Origin of the sequence: Occallatibacter sp. (assembly GCF_049802275.1) — a bacterium.
In the GTDB taxonomy this organism is placed as follows: Bacteria; Acidobacteriota; Terriglobia; order Terriglobales; family Acidobacteriaceae; genus Telmatobacter.
The window spans coordinates 1-4,124 of the sequence record NZ_JBARMD010000371.1; the positions used below are offsets into that span (position 1 = coordinate 1).

3 protein-coding genes are annotated in these 4,124 nt (G+C 58.3%); 2 read left to right on the plus strand and 1 reads right to left on the minus strand.

Annotated features, from left to right (window positions below):
• Positions 1-23 precede the first annotated feature (23 nt).
• The gene (locus tag WA354_RS12875; RefSeq protein WP_472813414.1) at positions 24-1,076 is read right to left on the minus strand and encodes a ketose-bisphosphate aldolase; all 1,053 of its coding nucleotides are present in this window, start codon (positions 1,074-1,076) and stop codon (positions 24-26) included.
• Positions 1,077-1,921: 845 nt separating this feature from the next.
• On the opposite strand from WA354_RS12875, the gene WA354_RS12880 reads away from it, so the two are divergent.
• Positions 1,922-2,308 (plus strand): hypothetical protein, encoded by a 387-nt coding sequence (locus WA354_RS12880; protein ID WP_472813415.1) that lies wholly within the window; start codon positions 1,922-1,924, stop codon positions 2,306-2,308.
• Between the two features lie 149 nt (positions 2,309-2,457).
• On the plus strand, positions 2,458-4,124 hold a 1,667-nt coding region (locus WA354_RS12885; RefSeq protein WP_472813416.1), incomplete at its 3' end, for a CocE/NonD family hydrolase.

Genomic DNA, 4,124 nt, shown 5'->3' on the forward strand with positions numbered 1-4,124 from the left:
CCGCCCTTCCATTACGCTACCTTTTAGCGGGCTGCAGCCATCGACGGACGCGTATCCAGCGAACCGTTCGCATAGCCCTTGGCGATCTCGGTGATCGGCATCGGCTTGTAGTCGCCAGCGTGTCCGGCCTGCCCGAATTGCGTCATGCGCAGCGCTACAACCTTCTTCATGGCTTCGCGCGCCGGCTTGAGATAATCACGCGGATCGAACTTCTCCGGCGTCTCCGCGAACACCTTGCGGATCGCGCCTGTGATCGCGAGACGATTGTCGGTGTCCACGTTGATCTTGCGAACGCCGTTGCGGATGCCGAGTTGAATCTCCTCGACCGGAACGCCCCACGTCTCCTTCAGTTTGCCGCCGTACTGATTGATGACGTCCTGCAGATCCTTGGGAACCGACGAGCTGCCATGCATCACCAGGTGCGTGTGCGGCAACCGCTTGTGGATCGCGATCAGCACATCCATCTTCAAAACCGAGCCATCCGGCTTCTTCGTGAACTTGTACGCGCCGTGGCTGGTGCCGATGGCAATCGCCAGCGCATCCACGCCGGTGCGCTCTGCGAATTCGACAGCCTGGTCGGGGTCGGTGATGTGCTCGAGACCAGAGCCACCCGCTCCGTGTCCATCCTCAACGCCGCCAAGCACGCCGATCTCGCCTTCGACCGTCACGCCGCGCTCATGCGCATACTCGACTACCTTGCGAGTCACTTCCACGTTCTCTTCAAACGTCGACGGAGTCTTCCCGTCTTCCTTCAGCGACCCATCCATCATCACCGAGGTGTAGCCCAGCTCGATGGCGCTCTTGCAGGTCTCAAAGCTGTTGCCGTGATCCTGGTGCATCGCAATCGGAATTTCGGGATTCAGTTCCGCAGCGGCCTGGATCAAGCGGAAGAGGTACAGGTCTTCGGCAAACTGGCGCGCACCGCGGCTGGCCTGCACAATCACTGGCGACTTGGTTTCCTTCGCCGCCATCATGATGGCCTGAATCTGTTCCATGTCGTTAACGTTGAATGCGCCGACGCCGTATCCGCCCTTGGCGGCCTCGTCGAGAAGCTGCCGCATGGAGACTAATGGCATAGCAATTCTCCTTCTAAGGATCTTTCCAGAATTCTGCCGCCGTTACGCTCGTATGGGCTTATCTAGCGGCGGGAACCGCAATCGTCCTTATGGTAGCAGAGCCGCGCAAGCTCAAAGTGTGCCGTCGAACACACCAAGCAAGTATCAGCTTTGTAACAAGGGCATGGCTTTAGCCAGGCTGTACCTAACCCAAAATGGGTTCGGGCTTCATAGGCTGCGGAAAAATTCGTTCGAAGTGCCTTTGTAACAAGGGCACGGCTCGGGGAACCCGCTTAGTGGGTCGCGGGCCACTAAGACCCATTTAATAAATGCGGCCTTTAGGCCCTGCCAGTTCTCGCACCTATGAAAACCCCACGCCAACGAGTTCTTCCGCAGCCTGTTTAGCCCCTGCTGCGGTCAATTCGCCTTGCTCTGAGTTTTGTCCGTAACCTGTTGAGCGCCTCACCTCACGTCATGTCAACCCCACCCATCTCTTCATTCGGCCCTAGATTCATCATTCAAAACAGAAAATAAATCTTCCAAACTTTGCAGGTTAATTACTCTGTTTTCGGCACAATTTAGATAAGACGATCCCAAAAAACACCGGCTCCGAGCCCGTCACTGCTCTCTGCTCTCTGATCCCGATCTTTTAGGTCCCTGACCGCTGACTAACTCCTTGCCGCTCAGATTTATACGCCCCAGGTTGCTCACAACATTCGACTTACGCCTCCATAAACTGCGCAAGTCTATGAAAAGTCATGATTTATTTCAAGAAGTAGGTATAGGGGGGTCTCCACGAAGGAGAAACTATGGCCAGAGAATGTCGTCATATCATGTCCAGCGGTAAAAGGTGTCGCTCATTCGCAATGAGGGACAAATCCTATTGCTACTTCCACCAGCGCCTGCACACCACCATCAACGCTTCGAAACGCCTTCGTCCCAAGCTGGAGCTTGCTTCGATCGAAGACGCGAAGGGCATCCAAACCGCCGTCACCCAGGTCTTCGAAGCGCTCAGAAGATCACGAATAGACTCGCACGAAGCCTCCGCCTTCCTCTACGGACTACAACTCGCCGCACAACTCACCAAGTCCCCGGGTCACGACGCCCCCAAGTGCGGGCACGACGTCTCTGAAGCACTGGACGGCTCCCTGATCGCGTCCGACCCTTGCTGCACATCGCCCCTCGACTGTCGCGACTGCCCGACCGAACTCTGTCCCGAAGAAAAGAAGCAGTCCAAGCTCATCTGCGGCTAACAGAGCAACGCCAGATTCTCAGCGTGTGCCCCGTTCATCGCAGTTTCATCGCGATGAGCGGGCGCGTACTCTATTCACCGTTCCTCAACCCTCACACCGCTCCTCTACAATCGTCTCCAGTCCCATCTGCAATCGAGAGAGGTCTCGTCGTGATAATCCTCCGATCATCGCTAGCCATGCTCCTTGCCTTCACTGCCGTTTTCGCTGCCAGCCAGAGTCCCGCGCCACAATATCCCAGCTACCCCAGCGAGATGCCCGATCACCTTCAGCCGGTGACCTCCTCCTTCGACTTCGAACGCCGCGAAGCCATGATCGCCATGCGCGACGGCGTCCACCTGCACACCGTAATTCTCGTTCCGAAGGCGGCCAGGCACGAGCCTATCCTGCTTACACGCACGCCCTACAGCGCCGATCAGCTCACCACCCACGCCGCCAGCGCGCACCTCGGACCGAATCTCTACGGCTATGACAACGCCCTCGACGTCATCATCGATGGCGGCTACATCCGCGTTATCCAGGACATTCGCGGCAAGTACGGCTCCGAAGGCGACAACGTGATGAACCGCCCTAACCGCGGGCCGCAGAACCCAAGCCCGGTCGACGAGTCCACCGACACCTACGACACCATCGAGTGGCTCATTCACAACATTCCCGAAACCAACGGCAAGGTCGGCATCCTCGGCATCTCCTACGACGGCTGGGAGCCGCTCACGGTGCTTGTTCACCCCCATCCCGCCCTCAAAGTCTCCGTTCCCATGAACCCCATGGTCGACGGCTGGATGGGCGACGACTGGTTCCACAACGGCGCCTTCCGCGAACAGAACATGCCCTACATCTACGAGCAGATCGGCACCCGCGACAACGACCCGAAGTACAAGTGGTGGACCGCGCACTTCGACGACTACGACGAATACATGTCCGCCGGTTCAGCAGGCGAACTCGGCCGCCGCCACGGTCTCGAACAGATCGGCTTCTGGAATAAGCTGATTGCGCATCCCGCCTATGACTCCTTCTGGTCCGATCAGGCAATGGACAAGGTGCTCGCGAAGGAGTTCAGCGCCAACGGTATCCAAGTTCCGATCCTCCTCGTCCACTCGCTTTGGGATCAGGAAGACATCTACGGCGCACCTGCCGTCTACAAAGCCATCAAGCCGCTCGACAAGGGCAACGACAAAGTTTTCCTCGTTCTCGGCCCCTGGCATCACGGTCAGGAGATCGAGCCAGCCGACTCTCTCGGCGCAATTCGCTTCGGATCGGACACCGGCACATGGTTCCGCAAGAACGTTCTCGCCCCGTTCCTCGCGCACTATCTCAAAGACGATGCCCCGCCGCTCAACATCGCGCCCGTCACCGCCTACGAAACCGGCAAAGACGAATGGCAGAAACTCCCCGCGTGGCCCGTTGCACCAGCAACCAAATCGCTCTATTTGCAAGCAGGATTCAAACTCAGCTTTGCTAACTCCGCTAGCTCTGCTAACATCCCTAACCCCGCTAGCCCCGCTAACTCCGCTTCTTCGTACGACGAGTACGTCTCCGACCCCGCCAGGCCCGTACCCTTCCGCGCCCGCCCCAGCCAGCCGGTAGGCTACGTTCTGCCGCTCACCTGGCCGCAGTGGCTAGTCGACGATCAGCGCGAAGCCTCAGGCCGCCCCGATGTCCTCACCTACACATCCGATGCTTTGACCGAACCCATTCACATCACCGGACAGGCCATCGCCAACATCATCGCCTCAACCTCGGGAACCGACTCCGACTGGGTGGTCAAGCTGATCGATGTGTATCCGGATGAGGTCGCCGACAATCCCAATCTCGGCGG

Bases quoted from the DNA above. Each gene is read 5' to 3' on its own strand.
- WA354_RS12875 (WP_472813414.1), bottom strand. From the start codon at position 1,076: ATGCCATTAGTCTCCATGCGGCAGCTTCTCGACGAGGCCGCCAAGGGC.
- WA354_RS12880 (WP_472813415.1), top strand. From the start codon at position 1,922: ATGAGGGACAAATCCTATTGCTACTTCCACCAGCGCCTGCACACCACC.